We start from the raw sequence: 18,950 nt of genomic DNA, 5'->3' as shown, positions 1-18,950 counted from the left end.
GTGATGGCTATCGATCCGATTGGCAAATTGAAACGCCGTGGGAATAGCCACTGCTGCCGAATGATTGCGCCCGCCGGACGATGCACGCGACACGGCGGCGTTTCTCACATCACAGTCAAGGAGGCTGCCATGTTCATTCATAACAAGCGCCTGCAGTACACGGTGCGCGTTTCCACGCCGAATCCCGGTCTTGCCAATCTCATGCTCGAACAATTCGGCGGCCCGCAAGGCGAGCTTGCCGCCGCGATGCGCTACTTCACGCAAGCCGTTACCGAAGACGATCCGGGCCGCAAGGACTTGCTGTTCGATATCGCCACCGAGGAGATGAGCCACCTCGAAGTGATCGGCAATATCGTCGCGATGCTCAACAAGGGCGCGAAGGGGACGCTTGCCGAAGCCGTCGAAGGAGAAGCGGAGCTGTATCGCACGATCACGAACAATGGCAACGATTCGCATACCACGTCCCTGCTTTTCGGCGCAGGCTCGCCGCTCACGAATTCCGCGGGCGTGCCCTGGACGGCTGCGTATATCGATACCATCGGCGATCCGACCGCCGACCTGCGCTCGAACATCGCGGCCGAGGCCCGCGCGAAGATCCTGTATGAGCGTCTCATCAACGTCACGGACGACCCCGGCATCAAGGATGCGCTCGGCTTCCTGATGACGCGTGAAATCGCGCATCAAAAATCGTTCGAAAAGGCGCTGCATTCGATTCAGCCGAACTTCCCGCAAGGCAAGCTGCCGGGCAAGCCGGAGTTCACGAGCGTGTACTTCAACATGTCACAAGGCGATGACATGCGCGGCCCGTGGAACGAAGGCGGCGACTGGCAGTATGTCGAGCAGCCGCAGCCGGCCGTCGATGGCGGCGATGGCACCGCGAGCGTCAATGTCAGCGCGGCGGAAGAGCAGGCGCTCGCCAGCTTCGCGACGCGCATCGAGTCCAATCCCGCCGCCGATCCGGCAACCGGCGCGGACCTCGGCTCGGGACAGGGCAAGATCGTATGAACGATGGACGACGAAGGGCTCGTCGTGAGACGAGCCCTGGGACGAAACATGGACATCGCATTATCGTCGGGTGCGCGATGCCGGTTGCATGACATTTCGCGCCCGCGTAACGCATAAATCGTGCACACTGCCACGTCTCGCGCACGGAGTTCCTGTCGCGACGCCTCTTCCCGACGATGATCGACAAAACCACCCCTTCAGAGACAGCCGCCACCGGCGCTATCGACGTCTCGGCTTTCGCCGAATGCGCCCGCGAACCGATCCACATTCCGGGCGGCATCCAGCCGCACGGCGTTCTCATCAGCGTGGACGCGGAAGGCGTCGTGCTTCAGGTCAGCGGCAACATCGAACTGGTGGCGCGCATCGCACCGCACGCGTGTCTCGGGCAGCCGCTTTCGAACCTGCTCGGCGAACAGGCAAGCGAACGCGCGCTGGCGCGGCTTGCCGAGCTGACGCGCGACGGCGCCGCGATTCACGTCGGCAACGTGCGTATCGACGGATGGGCGCATACCGGACCGCTCGCGATCGTCGTGCATCGGCACGAAGGCTTGCTGTTCGTCGAGGTCGAGCCCGCGCAGGACACCGCCGACCCGTTCTCGACGATGTATCCGCTCGTGCGCTCCTTCGTCACCGAAGTGCAGTCCATGCGAACGGTCGAACAGATTTGCCGGTTCGCCGCGACGGAAATCCAGCGCATCACGGGCTTCGGCCGCACGCTCGTCTATCAGTTCGATGAAGAAGGCCACGGCCACGTGCTGGCCGAAGCGATCCAGCCCGGCTATCCGTCGTACCTGAACCAGTACTTCCCGGCATCGGACATTCCGGCTCAGGCGCGCGAGCTGTATCGACGCAACCCGATTCGCCTGATCTCGAACGCGCATTACGAAGCCGCGCCGCTCGTGCCGCCGCTGCATCCGCATACGGGCCGGCCGACCGATCTCACCTACGCGTCGCTGCGCAGTGTTTCGCCGGTGCATTTGCAGTACATGCGCAACATGGGCACGCTTGCATCCATGTCGATGTCCATTCTCGTCGACGACAAGCTGTGGGGCCTCATCTCCTGTCATCACGCGACGCCGCGCCTGCCGCCATTCGAAGTCCGCACCGCATGCGAGCACGTCGCGCAGATCGTTTCGTTGCAGCTCGAAGCGCGCGAGACACAGTCTGAATCGCAATATCGGCTGGAATTGCGGCGCATGCTGTCGAAGCTGCTTTCGTCGATGGCGAACACCGACAGCTTCGTCGAGGCGCTCGTCGACGACGCCCCCGATCTGCTCGGCTTCACGCGTTCATCGGGCGCAGCGGTGATCTTCGAAGGACGCACGTCGCTGATCGGCGTGACGCCGGACGAGCAAAGCGTGAACGCGCTCGTGGACTGGCTCGATCATCAGAGCGAAGACGTCGTGATGTCGGATCGCGCGTCCGAAGACTGCGCGGTGCTGAAAGACTCGCCGGATATCGCGGGCTTTCTCGCGGTATCCATTTCGAAGGTGTATCGCAACTACGTGGTGTGGTTCCGGCGCGAGGTCGTGCAGACGATCGAATGGGCCGGCGATCCGCGTGCGAAGCTCACGTCGCTCGCCAGTTCGCTTTCGCCGCGCATGAGCTTCGACACGTGGACCGACGTGGTGCGCAATCGCTCGCTGCCGTGGCGCGCCGCCGAGCGCGAAATCGCGCTGGAATTCCGGGCGGCGATGCTCGGCATCGTCTTGCGCCGCGCCGAAGAGATCGCGCAACTCGCGACGGAGCTGGGCCGCGCCAATCACGAACTCGAAGGATTCTCGTACACGGTGTCGCATGATCTGCGCGCCCCGTTGCGGCATATCGTGAGCTTCGCCGATCTGCTCCGTCAGATCGACGGCGACAAGCTCTCCGAGCGCGGACGCGGCTATCTCGAACGCGTGGTCACGTCGGCGCGCTTCGGCGGCCGTCTCGTCGACGATCTTCTTTCGTTCGCGCAACTGGGCCGCGCCGCGCTGCGTCCGCACAACGTGGATGTGCATGCGCTCGTTCATGCCGTCATCCAGAACGATATCGACGAAGAGAGTTCGTCGCGCGTGCGCTGGTCGGTCGATGCGCTGCCGTCCATCGAAGGCGATCAGGTGTTTCTGCACGTGGCGTTCGCGAACGTCATCGCCAATGCGGTGAAGTTCAGTGCGCCGCGCGAGCAGCCGGCGATTCATATCGGCGCGCATGACGGCACGGGCGAACTGACCGGACACACCGTCTATGTCGTGCGCGATAACGGCGTGGGTTTCGACATGCGATACGTCGACAAGCTCTTCGGCGTGTTTCAGCGTCTGCATGTCAACGAGCAGTTTCAGGGGACGGGTATCGGGCTCGCGAACGTGCGGCGCATCATCGAGCGGCACGGCGGCAAGGTATGGGCCGAAGGCGTGCTGAACGAAGGCGCGACCTTCTTCATGGCGCTGCCGAAGCACCTTCGCCCCGAAAGCGGCGTGCGGCGCGATACGGCCGCTTCCGCGCTCGCGCGGCTCGCCGCGGGCACGGGCGGCACCGGCCACGACATCGAACAGCTCGTGAAGCGTTCGCTGCAGGACAAGAAGTAAGCGCCCCACGCCGCAAATGAAAACGGCCGCGATCGTTACGATCGCGGCCGTTCTTGCTTCTGCGAGAAACGTGCTTAGAAGCGGTGACGCAGACCCACCGTTGCAGCGACCTGGTTCTGCGTGGTCGACGGCGACAGCGTGTTGATCATCGCGACGTTCGCGCCTGCATCGCCCAGTTGACCCGATGCGTGCTGATAAACGCCTTCGACGTAGACGTCGGTGCGGCGCGACAGCGAGTAGTCCGCTTGCAGCGACACCGTATGCCACTTCGGATCGCCCGAGCCGTTCGAACCGCTCAGCTTGCCGTCGGTGTACGTGTACGCTGCATCGAGGTTCAGTGCCGGCGTCAGTGCATAGCGGCCGTTCAGTTCGAAGTTGTTCAGATGCAGGTTCGTGCCCGACGGAATGACGATCGATGCGCCGCCTTGCGAGGCCGCGATCAGGTTGTCGTAGTGCGTGTTGGTCCACACGAAGCCGACCGTCGCCGGGCCGTACGTGTAGTTCAGGCCAGCGCCGAACGTGCGCTGCAGATCGGCGGTCACGTTCGTCTTGTCGCTGTTTCCTGCCGACACCGCGCCGTTCGTGTTGCCGTTGCGCGACGTGTTGGTCTGCAGGTAAGCCGCGGCGAAGTTGAACGGGCCGTTGCTATACGATGCGCCCGCGCTCCATGCGCGGTTGTTCGCGAACTGGCCAGCCTGGTTGCTGAAGCCATACAGGCCGCCGAACGTGAAGCCGGCGTAATTCGCACTGCGGTACTTGACCGAGTTTTTGACCGAAATCGAGTTGTCGAGGTTGTCGTTGTCGAGCGGGTGAGCGGCCAGGTTGTTGCCGTAGCCGGCGCCTGCGTCCGACAGCGGCGCGAGGAAGTCGACCATCGAGTCGTATTGACGGCCCAGCGTGACCGTACCGAACTGGTCGCTCTTCAAGCCGACGTAAGCCTGACGGTTGAACATGCCGTCGCCGTCGAAGCCGCCGTTATTCAGGTTGAAGCCGCTCTCCAGTCTGAAGAGCGCGTGCAACCCGCCGCCCAGGTCTTCGCTGCCGCGCAGGCCGAAGTACGTATCGGAGACGGTGCCGCTGCCTTGCCGCCAGTTGCTGTGACCCGCGGAGTTGTTGGTGTACACGAGGCCGGCATCGAGCATGCCGTACAACGTGACGCTGCTTTGCGCCTGAGCCGATGCAGCGAAGGCGCCGAGCACGCCCGCGATGAGGAGAGTTTTTTTCATGGTTGCTATGTGTCCTAGTAGAGCAAAGGCTTCTCAAGGCGATGCGGCGCTTGCCCCAAGAAACCGGACACACTTTATGTGACTGCTTCAATCGCGTCGCCCTTTTTTCAGCGAATTCGTCGGAAAGAATCCTTTGCTAAAACAGAAATAGCAGTAGTCCGAACACTTTTATGCGTTTCAACTCAGTCGCTTACGGCCGTTAGTGCGTCATGCAGCGTCGATTCGGCGTTGCGCACGGGCGACGTTATTCATGCTGAATCTGGAGCGGTGCCTTACGGATCGCCGCCTTAATGACGCGCGACGCCCTTGCTAACCTATGCGCCGTCTGAAGCCTTGACCATGAGTTGCAGCTTGAGGACATGGGACGATTTCGCGAGAGGAAATCGTCCCGCTCGCGTTAGCCGGGCATAACGGTTGCGTCCTTTCTTTGCGAATCACTTCTCTCTCGAAAGGAGCGCACATGGACAAGGACAAGACGGACGGCATCAAGGAGCAGGTCAAAGGCTGGGTCGATACGGCCATCGGCACCGTGACCGGCGACGAAGAACGCAAGCTGAAGGGCGACGTCGAAATCACGAACGGCGCGAGCCGCAAGGACTACGCCGACCAGAAGGACAACATCGAGAAAGGCGTCGAAGATCCGGGCGAGCCGACCAATACCTGAGCCCGCCCGTCACTCGACGTATCACGCCGCGCGCTTCACATAGCGCGCAATGAAGGTGCGCGTCTCGTCGTCCGGGAAGCGCACCGCCACCCGATCCCCGCTCACCATTTCCACCGTGCCCTCGCCATAGCGGCGCACGCGAACCCGATCGCCCTGATTGAAGGCTTGCACGTTGCGCTTCGGCTTGGCCTCGTCATTGGACCGTTCCTGCGACATCGCGTGCTCGCGCACCTCGCGCGGGCTTTCCGTCACTTCCGGCGGATGCAGGCAGTTATCGCATGAGCCGCAGGTGCCGCCTGCGAGTTCGTCGTCGGGCGCTTGATACTCCACTTCCGCCTTGCTCGCCGCCTCCAGCGCGCGCGTATATTCGGCATCGGATGCGAAGTAGTCGAGCAGCATGCGCCATCGGCAACGCGCGCTCTGCGCATAGCCGATCATCCGTTCCAGCACCGCGCGATCGCGTTCGGCGCGCGAAGCATAGGCTTGCGCCGCATTGTCGAGCTGGGTGATGGCCTTGCCGTCGTCGATGAGCTTCATGCCGCCACGACGCGTGCGGCGCGTCACGCCCATGTCGTTCAGCAATGTGGCCGCCACCCGCAGCTTGTTCGCGCCGACGTGCGGCAACGCTTCGCGCAGGCGTTCGAGCGGCTTGTCCAGCGTCTGGCTCTCGTTCTCGCGTGCAAGATCGCGCACGGCTTCGCCTACGCGCCGGATCGTTTCGGCGTTCGGGTAACGTCCACCGAGAAAGAACTGCTGCACCTGCTTGTCCTTCAGTTCGAAAAGCAGAATGCACTTGGCGGGCTCGCCGTCGCGCCCTGCCCGCCCCGCTTCCTGATAGTAAGCGTCGAGGCTGCCCGGCACTTGCGCATGGAGGACGAAGCGGATATTCGGCTTGTCGATGCCCATGCCGAACGCATTGGTCGCCACCATCACGCGCACTTCATCCGCCATGAAGGCGTCTTGCGCCTCCGAACGCGCGCTCGCGGCGAGCTTGCCGTGATAGCGTTCCGCCGATACTTCCGCTTCCGCGAGCGCGGCATGCAGCGCCTCGCATTCGGCCACCGTTGCGCAATAGATGATGCCGCTGCCTTCGAGCGTGCGAGCCAGTTCAATGGCGCGCGCCCGCTTCTCCTCGGGGTTCGTCAACTGCTCGACCACAAAATGCAGGTTGTCGCGATACACGCCCGTATGAATGACATTGGCGCGGCGCATCTGCAATTCGCGCACGATATCGTCGATGACGGAGGGCGTGGCCGTCGCCGTGAGCGCAAGCACCGGCGGTCTGCCGAGCGTTCTGATCGCGTGGATCAGTTCGACATAGGCGGGGCGGAAATCGTGGCCCCACTGCGAGATGCAGTGCGCTTCATCAATGACGACGAGCGGCACTGCCGGCATGTTCTTGCCGGTCAGCGTCGCGGTGAATTCCGCGTTGACGAGCCGCTCCGGGGTCACGAAGAGAATGCGGATCTCGCCGGACGTCACCGCGTCCATCGCCGCGCGCTCTTCAGTCGTCGACAGCGTGCTATTGATGACCGCCGTCGCGACGCCCGCTTCGATGAGCTTCACCGCCTGATCGCGCATCAGCGAGATGAGCGGCGACACGACGACCGTCATGCCATCGAGTTGCAATGCGGGCAGTTGATAGCAAAGCGACTTGCCTGCGCCTGTCGGCATGACGGCGAGCGTGTCGTTGCCGTCGAGGACACTGCGTATGACCTCGTCCTGACCGGGTCGCAGATTGGGAAAACCGAAGACTTTACGTAGCGCGATTTCGAGTTCGCGGTCGAGCGGCTTGCGCGCGCGCGTGGTGGCGGTGCGAGTGGTGTCGTTCATGTAGATCGAGTCGATGGAGCGCGCCGCGTGGTTGAGTTTATTGAAGCGTCGTTCGATAACGGCGACTTCGCCATATTGAAACGCTTCGCATTTGGAGAGACTTGCTAGGTGATGATCGAAGGCATCAAGCAAACTGCAGTCCCAGCGAATGCATTTGAATAAATCACACGAGCGATGAAAAGATTGCGCTTTGCGGAACGCGATTTCACCACTTGCCGCGCCCACCCGTTTCCTCGAATGAAAAAAGTAAATCGGGGAAGCCCCGCCCCGCATACGTTCAGAGCACGAGCGTTTCATCCAGATACATCTTTTGCGTATCGTTGACAGTCAAATGGTATGAGGCTTGCTCTAATGGTCGCTTCTCGAATCTAGCCGGATCAAATACATGCGAAGCACCGATGCAAGCACAGCCTCCGATTTCCGACAGCGACGCCCCGCACAACTGGCAGAGGGCGAACTGAAACATCTCGAATCGATTCTGGCGTGTTTCGTCGAAGGCAGCGCCGCACCCGGACGCTTGCCGACGAAGTACTGGGACATGCGCGTTGCGCAACTCGACAGCGAATACGAACTCGTGCCCTCGCAGAGCCATCGTGTCGCGTCGCTCCAGCGCAAGCTCGCCCTGCTCGATGCCGCGCTGAATTCCGCATCGGCCGCCGCTGACGCGCAAGAGCGCCCGAACAGGCGCGTCGCCGCCTGACTTATTCGAGCGGCCATCCGCTCGAGCCTGCCCGGATTACCTACTTCGCGCGCCGTATGACGGCGTGAGCCACGTTCGCTGCAATGTCGGCTTGTAGCTCGGCCCATTTGCCGAGCAGCGAAGGATCGTTGGTGAGGAAATAAGGCGTATCTGTCCATACGGGCGCCTTCGCATCCGCATCCGCATTCGCGACTTCGAACACGCGCATGTCTTCATCATCGGACTCGCCCCCGCGCACCAGTTCGCTGAACGACTGCACTTCCTTGAGCGTCACGTCGTAGATGGCGACGCTGTTGAGCACGGCAATCACCGTTCTGCTGATGCGCGACGCCGCCTCGCGGCTATCGGCCATGACGAATGCGACGCCTCCCACTGGCGTCGCCAATGTCAAGCGAAAGAGCCGCGATTTGCATTCGTCACTGAGCTGGGTGGTCATGTCGTGGAGCTGGCGTCGAAGTGAGCGCGCGTTCTGTCGGGGAGAGACGACTTTAGCAAAGGACGATCCAGCGTCGCAGCGCATGAGTGCGAGTCGGCTTCAACAGTTATAGCACCGCCTGCTCTCGCCCGCGCGGCGGCCGCGAGCCGCCACGTGTGGGTCATCGGCTTACGTCCCGCCCATAAAGAACTCGTCACGGCTGTTGCCCGTCGTGCGGATGCAAATGGGCGAGCGATACAGCGGCTCCACGTACTTCGTTCCCGGCAACTCGTCGCGGATTTTCGTGAAGAGCGGCGACAGCCCGTTGTCGAGCCACGCGCCCCAGATCGCATCGTGATGATCGGGCAGGAAGAGTTTCGGCTTGAAGAGCTGCAAATGCTGGAACGTATAGCCGAGTTGCGTTTCGGCGATCGGATGAGGCGTCCACGGAAAGATGCCGACGTCCACGCCCGGCGCGACGCTCGTCGCCAGTTGCAGTTCTTCCGGGCTCGGGTTGCTGACGCTGTCGAACCAGACGATCCTGAAGCCGTTCGGAAACGTGAACGTGAAGCCCATCGTGCCTTGCGTGATGATGTTGGGATCGCTCGAACCACGCGCCGATACCGCATCGTGTTGCTGCTGCTCGGCGGCGGTGAGCGGCGGGGCATCGAGCGCATAGAGCGCGGCGAGTTGCGTCGTCAATCCCGCCTCGATGGTGCTGTGGATGATGTGCGTCGGGCTGACCGTGATATCGCCGTAAGTGAACTTCTCGGTGTTGTTGCCCGTGACCGTGGTCGTTTGCGACGCCGGCACGCCGAGCACTTGCGCTTCCTTCGTGGTGATCGCGGAGCCGATCACCTGCGCTTTCGTTTGCGCCGCGACGGCGGCTATGTCGCTGATATGGTCGGAGTGCGCGTGGCCGATCAGGATCACGTTCGCCTTCTGCACCTGCGATACCGTGAACCCGAGCGACGCCGTGCGCGCGGGGCGTTCGTAATACGTGTCCATGATGACGACGACGCCGTGATACGCAAGCTCGTAGTTCGCGGTGCCGAGCCAGCGGAGCACGGCGGTGTCGCCTTGCGGAAGCGGTCCGCCCTGCGATGCGGGTACGAGGCTCTGGCACGCGGGATCGGATGCGAGCGGTGCGTCCGCTGCGTTGGCCGGCGTCATGCCGGAACCGTGATCGTGACCGCACGCGGATAGCAACGCCGCCGATGCAATCAGCGCCGCGGGTAAAGCTCGCAACAGACCAGCCGTTCTCATGACACGTCTCCTTTGAAGACTGCCGACAGGGAACCGAAAGCTCGTGGATCATGCGAAAGCTGGCTCTGTCGGGATACTAGGCTTCGCTACGGACACGCGTCTATATGCCGTGCAGCATTTACTTCAAAGCGTCGCGGTCAGTCGCAGAGCACGGTGGCGTTGCCGCTTCGTTCGACGGTGAGATTGACCGAGCGCACGCCGAGCGGTCGCGTGCGATGGCGCGTGCCGGCGGGCACGGTCAGCATCTGGCCCGCGTGCAGTTCGACGACGCCATCGTCGAGTTCGATCAAAAGCGTGCCTTCCACGCCGATGAAGGTCTCGTCCGAGTCCGGATGGACGTGCCAGGCGTAGGGCGCGTGCATCACGCTGATATGGATGTCGTGATCGTTGTTGCGTGCGATCACGCGGTTCATGTAGCCATCGCGCGCCGTCGCGGCGATGGCTTCGAGTGTAACGGGCTGGATCATCGTCGGCTCCCATTAAAGCCTGAGGCTAATCCAGCGTGTGGCACGCGGGCAAACGAATGCTTTTGACGCTGATGTGAAACGCGCTCACATCGAACTGGCCGCGCCGATGCCTTCGGCCGCATGCATCACCGCCGCGATGTTGCCGACGGCGGGCTGCACATAGACGGGCGGCGGCGCATCGAGCGGCAACGGCGCGGGGCCAGAATCGGTTGCACGCGGATACACCGGCAACGGCGGTGCGCTCTGTCCGCTGGACGCGACCGGAAACACCGGTCCGCCCACGATGCCCACGCCGATGAACGGATGCGCCTGCGCCGCCGTCACGCATCCCATGCTGATTGCCAGCGCCAGTGTCACGGTTCCGATCGTCTTCATTTCATGCTCCCTTTTCGAAGTGGCTATCCGGTTCGTCGATGGGAGCATTGTGCTCAGCGAGAATGAGCAAAGAATGAGGGCGCTCGGGAGCGTTCCGGGTCGAGCGGAAGCGGGCAGGTCCGCCGTCGTCGTGAATCAAGCGGATCATCACATGCGTTCCGCGCGCCCCTCCCCATCCTTCCACGATGCGGTTACGATAGCGCGCAAGCGTGCCGCTCAATGGCTTGCGCGCCCTGCGTCTCGCGCTGCGGCGGGGAAACTGCGGGCATGGGCATGACGGCGATCGCCGCGCCCGCGCTCAAACATTCAAACTCGATACTGCGACCCGCCACACCATGCGTCGAACCATTGTCCGCAATTCGCCCGTTCATGGCCGGGGCGTGTTCGCCCTCGCCGATCTGCCCGCCGGCGCGCTGCTCTTCGAATACAAGGGCAAGCGCCTTTCGTGGAAGGAAGCGCAGCGCGTGTACGAGCAATCGAACGCGGAAGACGGCCACACCTTCTTCTTCGGACTCGACGATGGCCGCGTGATCGACGGCGCACGCGGCGGCAACTCGGCGCGCTGGCTCAATCACAGTTGCGCGCCGAATTGCGAGGCGGAACAGGACGGCGAGCGCGTGTTCATCCGCGCGATCCGTCCGATCAGCAAGGGGCAAGAGTTGTTCATCGACTATCAACTGACGGTCGAAGGACGGCGCACGGCGGCGCTCAAACGGCTCTACGCCTGCCGGTGCCTCGCGAAGGAATGCCGGGGAACGATGCTGTGCAGCGCGCGTTGATCGTTCGCGTGCGGCTGCTTTTGCTTCAACCTTCGAGCGCCTGAGTCACGAGCGAAGCCGCGCCCGCGCGATACATCGTCGCCAGTTCGCGCGCGCGCCGCATCAGCGCATCGCGGTCGGAAGCTAGCGCATCGCGCATTGCTAGCGCGAGTTCGTCGATACCCACGGCGCGCCGCATGGCCTCGATCTCCCATGTCTCTGCATACGCGGCCTGCTTGCCGGTCTGCGCGGCATTGTCGGGATGAAGCACGTTCACACGCGGCAACGCATACGCCATCGCGACGATGCGTCCATGCAGGCTGCTGCCCGCGAACCCCGCGCTGTTCGCGATGAGCGCGCAGATGTCCCAGATATCCAGCGATTCGACAATCGTCACGTGACGATGGCTCATGCGTGCAACGAGCCGTCGATACACAGCGATGTCGTCGTGCCACGGCGCGGCGCCGGCCCGGAACAGTGCGATGCCCAAACCACTGCTCACGGCGATCACATCGAGTTGATGGGCAAGGCGCGCGAGCGTCGCGTCGTCGCCGAAATCGGCGCTGAACTGCACCGCGAGATAGCCGCGAGGGAACGCGCGTTGTGACGAGGCCATCGAACCGTGGCGGGCGCGAGCGCGGATACGCGCATCGAACAGCTTCGCGATGACCGATACCGGATCGGGAATCAGCCGGGCCGCGACGCCTGCCGTCTGGAGCACGCTCTGCGTGTGGGCGTCGCGCACGCTCAGGTGATCGACGCCGCGCAGCTTCGTCAGGACTTCGGCGCGAAACGGCGCATCGCGTGAGCCGAGCGTCACGCCGCCGATCGCGTTGCAGCCGATCGACGACGCCTGCGCGAACGTCTCGTTGCCAATGAGATACGGCGCGAGCGCGTCGGTGCCGAGGGTCGAGCGCGCCCACGCGCTGCGGTTGTCGTCGCGCGCGCCGTATCGGGCGATGCACGCTTGCGCGTCTTCGGGCCGCGACAGCATCACGGCGGCTTCCCACGCATCGCAAGTCAGCACTTCGCCGCCCGCGTGAATGACGCTGACGGGTGCATCGCGCAAGCTCGCCGCGAGCGTGGCAAGCCCGACGACGTCGTGCCCGCCGTAGCCGCGCATATCGCGCGCCGCCAGCCCGGCGAAGACCGGCAGCACGTCCATGCGATGTTCATGCAGCAGCCGGTCGACCACGTGCGCGAACAACATGTCGCCGAAGTTGTGACGGTCGAATGCGCCGAACACGATGACCGGCCTTGCTGCATGCATCGAGATAGAAGCGTCGGGCAATGGGCCTCCGAATTCAATGATCGAGATTATGCGAGCGCGCTTCCCGCAACAGTATCCCGCGCCGGCTAGCGGAAAAATCGGCCGGCGTTACCCTCGAATCGTTGCAAAATCATTCGCCCGTCGCTTACTTTGCGCGATTCGTATCGTAAGATTCTTCTCACCGTAGGCAGCGGCATGGCACGCACGCGTCGGCTCCCCGCCGCAGCTTCGGCGAAAGTATTCGTGTTGTTCGAAAAATAGCTTCCCTAAGTGGTAACTACTGGAGACAACGAATGAACGCAACGCTCAAGCTTTTGCCGTTGGCCGTCGGCGCGATGATCGCCTGTCTGCCCGCCGCCCGCGCGGCGCAGGACAACGTCAGCGAGCTGTCGAACTTTCGACAGACGGGCAACTCGCAGCCGGCTGAGACCATCGCGCAGACCGGCAAGACCGCCGACGCCCTGCGCGAGAATCTCAAGCAGATCAAAGTGCCGCCCGGCTTCAAGATCGAGTTGTATGCCGTCGTGCCCGAAGCCCGGCACATGGCGATCGAACCGTCGACGGGCGTGGTGTTCGTCGGCACGCGGAAGAATCGCGTGTGGCAGGTTACGGATCGGACCAAGCAACGCGTGGCGAGCGATGTGGCGCAGTTCGCGTCGTCGGTGACGTTCAAGGTGCCCAACGGCGTGTGCTTCTCGCCGGACGGCGTTCTGTATGTCGTCGAGCAGAACCGTGTGCTCGGTTTCCCGGCTGCGCAGTTCTTCGGCGAAGGCGGCCCGGACGTGGCGGCGGCCGTCGTGCTCGCACAGGGCAAGCTGATCCCGACGCAGTTCGAAAGCTTCAACCACGGCGCGCGTGCGTGCCGCATCGGGCCGGACAAGAAGCTGTACATCGCGCTTGGGCAGCCTTGGAACGTGCCGCCGAAGGATAAGCTGGCGGAGCTGGATCGCAACGGGCTGGCGGGCATCATCCGCGTCGATCAGGACGGCAAGAACCGCGAAGTCTATGCGCATGGCGTGCGCAATTCGGTCGGGCTCGACTTCAATCCGAAGGACAAGACGCTGTGGTTCACGGATAACCAGGTCGACGGCATGGGCGACGACACGCCGCCCGGCGAGCTGGATCGCGCGACCAAGGCCGGCGAAAACTTCGGATTCCCGTGGTATGGCGGCGGCAAGGTGCGCACGGTGGAGTACAAGGATCAGAACCCGCCGGCGGGCGTGGTGTATCCGCAGGTCGAATTCGCCGCGCACGCGGCGGACCTCGGCATGTCGTTCTATTCGGGCAAGACCTTCCCGCAGAAATATCAGGGCGGCATTTTCGTCGCCGAACACGGTTCGTGGAATCGCACGAAGCCGATCGGTGCGCGCGTCATGTACGTGCCGGTCAAGGACGACGGCACCGCCGGCGAGGCGGAAGTCTTCGCGGAAGGCTGGCTCACGCAAAGCGGCGAGTACATGGGCCGCCCGGTCGATGTCCAGATGCTGCAGGACGGCTCGCTCCTCGTTTCCGACGACTATGCCGGCGCGATCTACCGCATCTCTTACTCGGGGGCGAAATGAGGGCCGCAATGTTGGCGGGTGCGCTCGCGGCCACGCTGATGACGTTGTCGCAGCCGTCGCTCGCGGCCGGCGATGTCAAGGCGGGCCGCACCAAGGCCGCACAGTGTCAGGCGTGCCACGGGCTGGACGGCATGTCGAAGCTGCCGGAAGCGCCGAATCTCGCCGGTCAGACGGAAGAGTATCTCGTGAAGGCGCTGAACGACTTTCGCTCCGGCGCGCGCCAGAACGAGATGATGACGATGATGGCCAAGGGCCTGTCCGATGCGGATATCGCAAATCTGGCGGCTTACTACCACAGCCTCGGCAAGCAGTGATGCGTGTGCGCGACGGCAGCTACCCGGTGTCGAAGTTTTTTGAAGTTGACGCTTGACTTGGCGGACTAAGGGTTTATACTAGCTCTTGTCTCCTCCATGTCTCAACCGATGTGGATTCAAGCCCGCTCAATGAGCGGGCTTTTTTTTGGCTGTCGATTCCGGGATGGCGCGGAGTTTGGCGGTGCTGAGGAGCAGCGGTGGTTGTCCACAGAAAACCTGTAGTAACTTGTGAACGTCGCCTAAAGCGGTCGTAAGCATCTGTTTATTCAGCGAATCGATTATACGCTCGGCGTCGGCCGATGTCGTCTCGCCGTATTTACCCCACGATTTTCCCTCAAAACCCGGTCTTGAATTGACGATTTTTCAACCGATTAAAAGACACTTCACGGGATAAAAAACAAAACAAATGTTTTGTCATAAATGACAAAAGCGTCATTAGCCGTCGCACAATCACAACGTTCTTGTAATAATGTTTTGCAGGGTCTATATTGGCCCGTATCCAAGGCGCATTGCATCTTCGCCGCGCTGCACAACTCACAACTGTAGTCCCTTGTTTTCCCTGTAGTGGGGCGGAGCGCGGTCTAGATGCGCAATCCTGCATCCCCCGCCCGGTAAGGCCGAGCGCCGCACAGGCGGTCTTGCCTGAAGGTCGAAGTTAATACCGATAACAACAACCAGCGATTAACTGCTGCTAACAGGTGTCGAACAATTGTCCGATGCCGTGGTTAGCAACTCTGCGTTTGGCTATTGCGCGTTCGTTACTAGCCATCCGGAGATCGCTGGTGAAACTTGTTTTCAATTTCAAGTAATGGCTGCACACAACATAGAAGCACCGATCCCGATCCACTGCGCGCGGCCCAAGGGCACACCAAGTTTTTCCGCACGCGCGACAACGTCGAATGCCTGCACAGCTTCTGGTGCGACATCGACGTAAAGCCTGACAAGTCGAGCGCCTACGCGAGTCAGGCGGAAGCCGTTGACGCGTTGAAACGCTTTGTCAAAGAAACTGCATTGCCTGCGCCGATGATCGTCGGCAGCGGTCACGGGCTGCACGTCTACTGGCCGCTTGGCTCAGACTTGCCGCTAGACCTCTGGCAGCGGGCCGCAACGGCATTGAAGGCACTCGCGATTGGCAAAGGACTGAAAGCCGACCACGGCTGCACCGCAGACGCCTCCCGCGTCCTGCGCCCGGTCGGCACATTCAACTGGAAAGACCCCTCCCATCCAAAGTCAGTGCGGCTCCTGCGACCCGCCGCCCCTTACGGCGACATCGAATTCGCGGAACGCCTCGTCGCCGCTGCCAAGCCCTACATGACGCTTGTTAGTCCGACCAAGCTACCGAAACATAGATCGGCCTCACCGTCCCAATCAGCCAATGCGTTCGTGCTCGATGTGTCGATACCGACCGTCAAGCACGTTGAACCCATCGTCGCCGGATGCCAGCAAATCCGTGAAGCAGCGATCCAGACCGAGGATGTGTGGCGCGGCATGTTGTCCGTAGTGATGCGTTGCCAAGATGGGCGCGCCTCGTGCCATCGGCTCTCCAGCGCCGATACGACCCGCTACCGGCCCGAGGACACAGACGCCAAACTGAACACGCTGGAGCGTCAGCAAGGCCCGATTGGCACCGCGGGCATGCCGATGACTTGCGCGGCGTTCGCCGAGCGGCGTCCCGGTGTGTGCGATCACTGTCGGCACTTTGGCAAGATCAAGTCGCCCATCGTGCTTGGCATGGATCACGCCACAGCGGTGATGTCGCAGATTGAGATAGTCCATACCAACGAGACGGCACAGCCCGTCGCCGCCGCTGCTTCGGCCCTGCCTTTCACGATGCCGCAGATCAGCACGCCCGATGCACAGCGCGAAGTGGTCGATGCGTACAGCGACCGCCGCTTTGAACTGGTGAGTCCCCTACAAGTCGATGAAGCGAAGCCCTTGGGCGTTGCACACCTGACCAGTGATACGGACGAGTCGGGAACGCAGCGCACCCACCGTACATACCTTTGCCGACAGGCGATTTATCCGATCGCCAACGCTCATATCATGAGCGCCACGGACGCCCGAGCCTTCACCTATTGCTGGCGCATTCATACGTCCGTGAGCGATTCACCCATCGACGTGTTCATCGATGGTGCCGAGCTGCACAGCCCGAAAGACCTTATCAAACGCGTCAGCCATCACGGCATCGTCGTCGTGCAGCACGCGCATTGGGAATTGCTGGGAGCTTACATGCGAGCCTACATCGAACATGCACGCAAAGACCTGCCGCAAATCACGTTGCACGACCACTTCGGCTGGTCGCAGGAAGGTAGCCGTCTGACCCGAGCCGCGCAATCAGCCACGAAATGAGGATAGGGCTGAGCGGTAAATCGAGCTGCTGGCGGGTCATCGGAGCGCTGAGTGTCGCGGTAAAGCCAGTCAACGAGACAAGTTTCATACGAACCTCCGATAACCCGCAGGTGCATCAGCGCTGATGCATGTTAAAGTTGGTTAGTACCAGAGAGTGTTTTGCACACAGGGGTCTAGACCCCAGCAAAACAGATCAATTCTCGTCTCGCCTTCATCCGCATGGGCTGCACTCGCGAACCCTAGGAAGCTAGCCACCAACATGGCGAACAACAAACGTTTCGATTTCATGAGAAGTTTCCTGTTATTTGATTGACTTTCAACAGCCTGATTGCGCATTACAACCAGACTACAAAATCGTAAGCATTGCTTTTCAATATGTAAACTATGACTTCGCTTTTATGAATCATTGTTACAGGCCGCCCCTTCAGCCTGTGCCATTTCACAAGTAACTTGTTCAACGACAATCGGATCGGTGCAGAGCTGAATGCCAAAAGCAAACACCGGCTGCTTGGCATGGTCATGCACAAGCGCCTCATAGCGCCCCGGCGGCTGGGTGTAGAGCAGCTTGTCCCAATAGAAGCTCATGCGGCCCTCGGCGTCGATGTCGAACACCTTGTATTCCAGTGTCTTGGCCGGGCATGGCTCGGGCGTCTCGCACGAGATATAACAACAGCCGTCCCATATCATTTTGGGCTGCGGTTCCTCATAACACCCGGCACGGCGAATCCGAACGAACCAGTCGCGCATGTGCAGCTCGTCGCCAGGAACAGTCGCCACGGGAACCACGCAAGCCGATGCAGGTTTTGATCGTGCTGGCGCAGACCGGCACGATGAACTGGTTGAACAAACGCTTCATCACCATCCCCTCACAGACTTGGCCTGCCGCAGAAAGCCGCGCATCACTTCCTGCCGCTGTTCGTCAATCGCCTCTAGCTCGGATCGTATCGAGGCAACATCACCGCCAGCCGACTTATATAGTGTCGTGGCCTGTCCCGCCAGCGTCTTGATCTGATCGATTGAATCGCTTGCAGCCTTCGCGAGATCGTCTTGCCCGCCTTCGACCTTGGCATCCCGTCCTTGCTCCTGCGCGCGGTTCGCCTCGGTATAAAACAGGCTCTCCACTTGCCGGGCGTTCTTCTTCAGCAGCCGGGACGTGCCGAACGCATCCCACAGTCCCAGCTCCTCTTTTCCGGTAGTCTTTCTTCCCTCCGTTCTACGGCGGCGGGCATTGGATCAGCGTCCTTTTTGTTGTAGCGGTAGGTTGAAGAACGCAGCCAACAGTGCGGCGATCGTCACCGCACCGGGAATCAATACGGGTTCCCACAAGCTACTGAACTGGTTAAGCGTGGCTTCGGCATGTGGATCAGAGGGAACATAGCGGACCTCCAAGCGGTCGCCCACATCGACGGGATAGCCGGGACCGGTCGCAATGATTATCGTCTCGTCTTCCCGCGTAGTGAACTTCACGTCGGCGTGATACCCGGACGGCGTATTCAGATGGACGACTTCGCCGAGGACGACGGTTGACGACAGAAAAAAGGACACTCGCCACCAGAGTAGTGCGAGCGTAAGCATCAGCCCGAGCAAACCGAGCACCAGCGCAGAGCCGTTGTACTTCCGCTTTCTAAGGAAGGACATTTCGTTTGAGATCGAACGTTCGGACAACAGAGCCTACGATGCGGTGAAGCGAAGATTGCCGTCGAGGTAAAGCCATGTGATCGTTGTGTATCGCAACGAGATGAATTCCGTATGTGTCTGGTGCGGCGAGTCCGTCTTTGTTGGGTTTGGCACGTGTGGCGTGACCGAAACGACTTTCACACCGGTCAATATGGTATTGAAATACTCATACTCTCGGCCGCTCTCATTGGTGCGATACCACTTAACTGTGGCTTCCTTAAATGTCTCGCCCTTTTGGATGGCGCGATAGAGGAACGGCGTGGACCGATCAATGTCCTTCTCGATGACAATTTCTTGATGGTGACATTGACCAGCCGGCCTACCCGACATGGCGTCCCAGGGCGTGTAGAGGTTGTGGACAAAGCTGAATGCGTCAATGGCTCCTTCGCGGCCCTGCACCGTGCATGAACCCTTGATGTCGACACCGCTTTGGTCTTTCAGAAACACATATATCGGACCTGCCATTTGAACCTCACATTGCTTTGGTCAAAAATACCCC

The 18,950-nt window shown here is 61.4% G+C and carries 19 protein-coding genes; 8 read left to right on the top strand and 11 right to left on the bottom strand.

What is annotated here, in order from left to right; genetic code table 11:
* The first annotated feature begins 129 nt into the window (after positions 1–129).
* Together BG57_RS02560 and BG57_RS02555 are read left to right on the top strand one after the other, a co-directional pair.
* Positions 130–1,005, top strand: coding sequence for a manganese catalase family protein (locus BG57_RS02560; RefSeq protein ID WP_035960000.1), 876 nt, complete (start codon positions 130–132; stop codon positions 1,003–1,005).
* Between the two features lie 176 nt (positions 1,006–1,181).
* Entirely contained in the window at positions 1,182–3,575 is a 2,394-nt protein-coding gene (locus tag BG57_RS02555) for an ATP-binding protein (RefSeq protein ID WP_035959997.1), read from the top strand.
* A 74-nt stretch (positions 3,576–3,649) separates the two neighbouring features.
* On the opposite strand, the gene BG57_RS02550 is transcribed toward BG57_RS02555, so the two are convergent.
* Entirely contained in the window at positions 3,650–4,801 is a 1,152-nt protein-coding gene (locus BG57_RS02550; protein WP_035959994.1) for a porin, read from the bottom strand.
* A 460-nt stretch (positions 4,802–5,261) separates the two neighbouring features.
* Between BG57_RS02550 and BG57_RS02545 the strand changes: the two genes are divergently transcribed.
* Positions 5,262–5,465, top strand: a complete 204-nt coding sequence (locus BG57_RS02545) for a CsbD family protein (protein ID WP_035959991.1) — start codon at positions 5,262–5,264, stop codon at positions 5,463–5,465.
* A gap of 21 nt (positions 5,466–5,486) precedes the next feature.
* Here BG57_RS02545 and BG57_RS02540 read toward each other — a convergent pair whose 3' ends face one another.
* Positions 5,487–7,298, bottom strand: a complete 1,812-nt coding sequence (locus BG57_RS02540) for a RecQ family ATP-dependent DNA helicase (RefSeq protein WP_052005618.1) — start codon at positions 7,296–7,298, stop codon at positions 5,487–5,489.
* 385 nt (positions 7,299–7,683) lie between these two features.
* On the opposite strand from BG57_RS02540, the gene BG57_RS02535 reads away from it, so the two are divergent.
* Positions 7,684–7,998: a hypothetical protein gene (locus BG57_RS02535; protein WP_035959990.1), complete on the top strand. Its 315-nt coding sequence runs from the start codon at positions 7,684–7,686 to the stop codon at positions 7,996–7,998.
* Between the two features lie 40 nt (positions 7,999–8,038).
* Here the strand turns inward: BG57_RS02535 and BG57_RS02530 are convergent, their stop codons facing one another.
* The 4 genes from BG57_RS02530 to BG57_RS02515 form a co-directional block, all read right to left on the bottom strand.
* Positions 8,039–8,350, bottom strand: a complete 312-nt coding sequence (locus tag BG57_RS02530; RefSeq protein ID WP_229753968.1) for a hypothetical protein — start codon at positions 8,348–8,350, stop codon at positions 8,039–8,041.
* Positions 8,351–8,602: 252 nt separating this feature from the next.
* Entirely contained in the window at positions 8,603–9,679 is a 1,077-nt protein-coding gene (locus BG57_RS02525) for an MBL fold metallo-hydrolase (protein WP_229753969.1), read from the bottom strand.
* A 137-nt stretch (positions 9,680–9,816) separates the two neighbouring features.
* Positions 9,817–10,146 carry a cupin domain-containing protein gene (locus BG57_RS02520; RefSeq protein ID WP_035959986.1) on the bottom strand — a complete coding sequence of 110 codons (330 nt, stop codon included), beginning with the start codon at positions 10,144–10,146 and terminating at the stop codon, positions 9,817–9,819.
* 84 nt (positions 10,147–10,230) lie between these two features.
* Complete coding sequence (locus BG57_RS02515; RefSeq protein ID WP_035959983.1) at positions 10,231–10,521, bottom strand: hypothetical protein; 291 nt, start codon at positions 10,519–10,521, stop codon at positions 10,231–10,233.
* A gap of 335 nt (positions 10,522–10,856) precedes the next feature.
* Between BG57_RS02515 and BG57_RS02510 the strand changes: the two genes are divergently transcribed.
* Positions 10,857–11,300, top strand: coding sequence for an SET domain-containing protein (locus BG57_RS02510; RefSeq protein ID WP_035959981.1), 444 nt, complete (start codon positions 10,857–10,859; stop codon positions 11,298–11,300).
* A 25-nt stretch (positions 11,301–11,325) separates the two neighbouring features.
* Here the strand turns inward: BG57_RS02510 and BG57_RS02505 are convergent, their stop codons facing one another.
* Complete coding sequence (locus tag BG57_RS02505; RefSeq protein WP_308743650.1) at positions 11,326–12,570, bottom strand: polysaccharide pyruvyl transferase family protein; 1,245 nt, start codon at positions 12,568–12,570, stop codon at positions 11,326–11,328.
* A 272-nt stretch (positions 12,571–12,842) separates the two neighbouring features.
* Between BG57_RS02505 and BG57_RS02500 the strand changes: the two genes are divergently transcribed.
* The 3 genes from BG57_RS02500 (at position 12,843) to BG57_RS02490 (ending at position 16,774) form a co-directional block, all read left to right on the top strand.
* The gene (locus BG57_RS02500) at positions 12,843–14,111 is read left to right on the top strand and encodes a PQQ-dependent sugar dehydrogenase (protein ID WP_035959977.1); all 1,269 of its coding nucleotides are present in this window, start codon (positions 12,843–12,845) and stop codon (positions 14,109–14,111) included.
* The gene (locus BG57_RS02495; RefSeq protein ID WP_035959975.1) at positions 14,108–14,425 is read left to right on the top strand and encodes a c-type cytochrome; all 318 of its coding nucleotides are present in this window, start codon (positions 14,108–14,110) and stop codon (positions 14,423–14,425) included. Before BG57_RS02500 ends, BG57_RS02495 begins: the two co-directional genes overlap by 4 nt.
* Positions 14,426–15,214: 789 nt before the next feature.
* Positions 15,215–16,774: a hypothetical protein gene (locus BG57_RS02490; protein ID WP_035959973.1), complete on the top strand. Its 1,560-nt coding sequence runs from the start codon at positions 15,215–15,217 to the stop codon at positions 16,772–16,774.
* 396 nt (positions 16,775–17,170) lie between these two features.
* On the opposite strand, the gene BG57_RS02485 is transcribed toward BG57_RS02490, so the two are convergent.
* The 4 genes from BG57_RS02485 to BG57_RS02470 form a co-directional block, all read right to left on the bottom strand.
* Positions 17,171–17,521: a hypothetical protein gene (locus BG57_RS02485; RefSeq protein ID WP_152562489.1), complete on the bottom strand. Its 351-nt coding sequence runs from the start codon at positions 17,519–17,521 to the stop codon at positions 17,171–17,173.
* Positions 17,522–17,629: 108 nt separating this feature from the next.
* The gene (locus tag BG57_RS02480) at positions 17,630–17,896 is read right to left on the bottom strand and encodes a hypothetical protein (RefSeq protein ID WP_035959968.1); all 267 of its coding nucleotides are present in this window, start codon (positions 17,894–17,896) and stop codon (positions 17,630–17,632) included.
* Between the two features lie 111 nt (positions 17,897–18,007).
* A complete protein-coding gene (locus BG57_RS02475) occupies positions 18,008–18,439 on the bottom strand; it encodes a DUF3592 domain-containing protein (RefSeq protein ID WP_152562488.1) in 432 nt (143 codons plus the stop codon).
* Between the two features lie 6 nt (positions 18,440–18,445).
* A complete protein-coding gene (locus BG57_RS02470; protein WP_035959964.1) occupies positions 18,446–18,916 on the bottom strand; it encodes an Hcp family type VI secretion system effector in 471 nt (156 codons plus the stop codon).
* Positions 18,917–18,950 lie beyond the last annotated feature (34 nt).

It is taken from the genome of Caballeronia grimmiae, assembly GCF_000698555.1.
In the GTDB taxonomy this organism is placed as follows: Bacteria; Pseudomonadota; Gammaproteobacteria; order Burkholderiales; family Burkholderiaceae; genus Caballeronia; species Caballeronia grimmiae.
The sequence above is the reverse complement of the archived record's forward strand: the minus strand, read 5'-3'. Positions and strand labels throughout refer to the sequence as shown.